Raw genomic sequence first — 3404 nt, forward strand, 5'->3', positions numbered from 1 at the left:
GCCGCCGCGGCCACCACCGACCACACCCACGCCCCCGGCACCGGCGCGCACGACCACGGCGCCGGCACCGACCAGGCCGCCGACAGCGGCGCGGGCGGTCTCTCGGTCAGCTCCGCCGGCTACACGCTCACCCCGTCGGCGGTGGAGTTCGGCGTCGGCCGGGCCGGCGAGTTCCGCTTCCAGGTACGCGACGAGCGGCGGCAGCCGGTCACCCGGTTCGCCGTCGTGCACGACAAGCCGATGCACCTGGTCGTGGTGCGCCGGGACCTCAGCGGCTACCGGCACCTGCACCCCACGATGGCGCCCGACGGCACCTGGTCGGTGCCGCTGACCCTGGGGCAGCCGGGCGTCTGGCGGGCGTACGCCGACTTCACCGCGGTCGCCGACGACGGCCGGCAGACGGCGGCGACCCTCGGGGTGGACCTGGTCGCGCCCGGCGGTTACGCCCCTCGGCCGCTGCCCGCCCCGGCCACCACCACGACCGTCGACGGCTTCACCGTCGGCTACGCGGGCACTCCGGAGGTCGGCAAGGCCCTCCCGCTCCGCTTCACCGTCAGCGCCGGTGGCGCCCCCGCCGCGCTGGAACGCTACCTCGGCGCGTACGGCCACCTGGTCGCCCTCCGCGAGGGCGACCTGGGTTACCTGCACGTGCACCCGGTCGCGACGCCGCCGGGCGACCCGGTCACCTTCTGGGTGACCGCCCCCGGGCCCGGCAGCTACCGGATGTACCTGGACTTCCAGGTGGCGGGCGTGGTGCGCACCGCCGAGTTCACCGTCACCGTGCCCTGACGACGACGGCCGGGTGGCCGGGGAACCGGTCGCTCAGCCGGCTCGGCGGACCGGCCGGCGGGCCAGGTAGCGGAGCAGGTCGCGGATGTGGTGCTTCTCCTCGGCCGGCACGGTCGGGTCGGCCAGCCGCTCCAGGATGACCCGTACGTCCGCCTCGACGGGGGAGTCGTCGACCCGGCGGCGCGGCGCGGGACCGGCGTCGGGCAGCCCGAGCGCCCGGAACGCCGCCGCGACGGGCAGGTCGAGGGCCGCGCAGAACCCGCGCACCTTGGCCAGCTCGGGATAGTCCTGCCAGTCGCCGGCGAGCCAGCGGAAGACGGTGGAGCGCCCGACCCCGGTGTGCGCCGCCAGGTCGCTCACCGTCCAACCCCGCTCGTCGCGGGCGTCGTCGATGGCGCGTCGCACGAAACGTGCGAAGGCCATCTGCGGTGATACCTCTGCGGAACCCATTCCTGCGGGGTCTTCCCTTTCCGGCCGGAGCCCAGATTCGGTGCGCCCTCCCAGGGTAGTACGACAAGGCGTCGGAGCAGTCGACCGATCGACCCGAAGGGTCCCGCCGACAGGACTTCGGCGCCGGTGGGCACCTGTCCCGTGTCCAGCGTCGATAGTCAGACATCGACTAAGCTCGACGTGCCGGCGTCACCAGCGACGTGGCGCTGACGAGTCCCGGCGCACCGATGAGGAGCAGCATGGCCGACCCCGTCCTTCCCGTGCCGCACCGCCCGGGTGCGGTCAGTATGTTCTTCGTGGCCAAGGCCGGCGTGTTCGCCCTCGGCTTCTGGATCTGGCTGCTGGCGCTGGTGCTGACCGGCGACGAGGCCACCGGCGCGCACGTGCTGGCCGCCACCGGCGCGATCACCACCACCCTGGTCGGCGTGGTGCTCGGCAGCCGGCTGGCGTTGCAGCGCAGCGCCGCCGTCCGGCACGCCGAGTTGAAGCGGCTGCTGGTCGACATCTCCTGGAACGCCTTCGCCGCCGCCGGCAACGCCGAGACGTCGGGCAAGGTCGTCCCGTTCCCCACCGCGGCGGGCGAGGACGAGCGATCGTCGCGGGACCGGATCTCGGTGTTCGACCGGGCCCCGGGGGGCGAGCGGTCGGGACGGGACCGGGGCGGCGACCGCCGTCGCTGAGCCCCGCGCCGACGCCGACCTCGGGCGGTCGGACGGGTGTCGGGGGCCGGCCGATCTCAGTCTGTGGGGCCGGCCTCGGTCAGCAGCGTCTCCAGGCGCGGGGTGATCCGCCACTGGTCGACCAGGTCCCGGTACTCGGCCCGCTGCGCCGGCGTCGGCGCGGTGCCGGTACGGCGGGCCCGGATCAGCAGGTTGCGCGGGGTGTGCCGGGAGTCGACGAACTCCACCACCTCGGCCCGGTAGCCGTGCAGCCGGAGCAGGCCGGCGCGCAGCGAGTCGGTGAGCACGTCGGCGAAGCGTTCCCGCAGGATGCCCTGCCGGGTCAGCAGCTCGTACGGCGCGGGAGCCGGGTGCGCGCGTAGCTGCGCGGCGATGTCGTGGTGGCAACACGGGGCGGCGAGCACCCAGCGGGCGTCCCAGCGCACCGCGCGGGCCAGCGCCTCGTCGGTGGCGGTGTCGCAGGCGTGCAGCGCCAGCACCAGGTCGGGGGCGGGCTCGACCACCGCGTCGGCGATGGTGCCGGCCACGAAGGAGACCCGGTCGGCCCAGCCGAGCCGCTCGGCCAGCTCGGTGTTGCGCCGCCGCTGGTCCTCGCGGACGTCCACGCCGACCAGCTCGACGTCGAGGCCCCGCTGGGTCAGGTAGCGGTGCGCGGCGAAGGTCAGGTACGCGTTGCCGCAGCCCAGGTCCACCACCCGCAGCGGGCCGGTCAGCTCGTCGGGGAGCGTGGCGGCGAGCGCGCGCAGGAACGCGTCGACCTGGCGGCGCTTGGCGGCCGAGCCGCCGATCTCGGCGAAGATCGGGTCGCCCGGGTCGAGCAGGTACTCCTTGGCGCGGTCGTGGCCACCCGGCTCGGCGTCCGGGCGGCTCGCCGCGGCCCGGTGCACCTGCGCCTCGCCGGACTTGGTCACCCGGAGCTGGAGCGTGGCGTCCGCGGTCTCCACGTGCCAGTTGCCGAACGGCTCGGCCAGCAGCGCGTCGACCGCCGCACCGGCCTCCGCCCCCGGAGCCACGTTGCGGGTGTACGGCCGGGCACCGTCGGAGGTGGAGATCTGCAGCCGGGGGCCGGCCTTGAGCGCGACCGGGCGCAGCTCGGCGCGGACCACCGAGGGGCGCTGCCCACGGCGGCGACCGGCGGCGACCGCGCGGGTCAGCGCGGGGTCGAGCAGCAGGGCCCGGACCTCGGTCAGGGCGGCGTCCAACGGTTCCGGCATTCCACCATCTTCCTTCCTGGTCCGGGCCGCCCGTCGGCAGGCCACCGCAAGGTGCCGTGCGTCGCTCGTCCGCCGCGCCCGACACCGGTCCCGGCGCGGCGGGCGGTATCGGGGCACCCGCTGCGGACGCAAAGCCTGCGGGCAAGCTCCCTGGGGACGGACGCCAGGTCGGAGTCCGGCACCGGAGAACCGTGCGCCCGCACCGGAAAAGGGGACGTCCCCCGCACCGGTGAACGGTGCGGGGGACGTCGGGTCTGGCAGCGGTCAGTCG

The 3404-nt window shown here is 75.4% G+C and carries 4 protein-coding genes; 2 read left to right on the forward strand and 2 right to left on the reverse strand.

Going from position 1 to position 3404, the window contains the following annotated elements; translation table 11 throughout:
• On the forward strand, window positions 1–789 hold a 789-nt coding region (locus tag JNW89_RS31650; RefSeq protein ID WP_238451859.1), incomplete at its 5' end, for a hypothetical protein.
• 33 nt (window positions 790–822) lie between these two features.
• Here JNW89_RS31650 and JNW89_RS31655 read toward each other — a convergent pair.
• Window positions 823–1239 carry a helix-turn-helix domain-containing protein gene (locus JNW89_RS31655; RefSeq protein ID WP_154941761.1) on the reverse strand — a complete coding sequence of 139 codons (417 nt, stop codon included), beginning with the start codon at window positions 1237–1239 and terminating at the stop codon, window positions 823–825.
• Between the two features lie 239 nt (window positions 1240–1478).
• On the opposite strand from JNW89_RS31655, the gene JNW89_RS31660 reads away from it, so the two are divergent.
• Window positions 1479–1919 (forward strand): hypothetical protein, encoded by a 441-nt coding sequence (locus JNW89_RS31660; RefSeq protein WP_238451860.1) that lies wholly within the window; start codon window positions 1479–1481, stop codon window positions 1917–1919.
• A gap of 56 nt (window positions 1920–1975) precedes the next feature.
• Here the strand turns inward: JNW89_RS31660 and JNW89_RS31665 are convergent, their stop codons facing one another.
• Window positions 1976–3133, reverse strand: a complete 1158-nt coding sequence (locus JNW89_RS31665; RefSeq protein WP_238451861.1) for an SAM-dependent methyltransferase — start codon at window positions 3131–3133, stop codon at window positions 1976–1978.
• Between the last annotated feature and the right edge of the window lie 271 nt (window positions 3134–3404).

Source organism: Micromonospora sp. 4G55, from assembly GCF_016803375.1.

Excerpts from the sequence above, each read along its gene's own strand:
- JNW89_RS31655 (WP_154941761.1), bottom strand. The coding sequence starts at position 1,239 with ATGGGTTCCGCAGAGGTATCACCGCAGATGGCCTTCGCACGTTTCGTG.
- JNW89_RS31660 (WP_238451860.1), top strand. The coding sequence starts at position 1,479 with ATGGCCGACCCCGTCCTTCCCGTGCCGCACCGCCCGGGTGCGGTCAGT.
- JNW89_RS31665 (WP_238451861.1), bottom strand. The coding sequence starts at position 3,133 with ATGCCGGAACCGTTGGACGCCGCCCTGACCGAGGTCCGGGCCCTGCTG.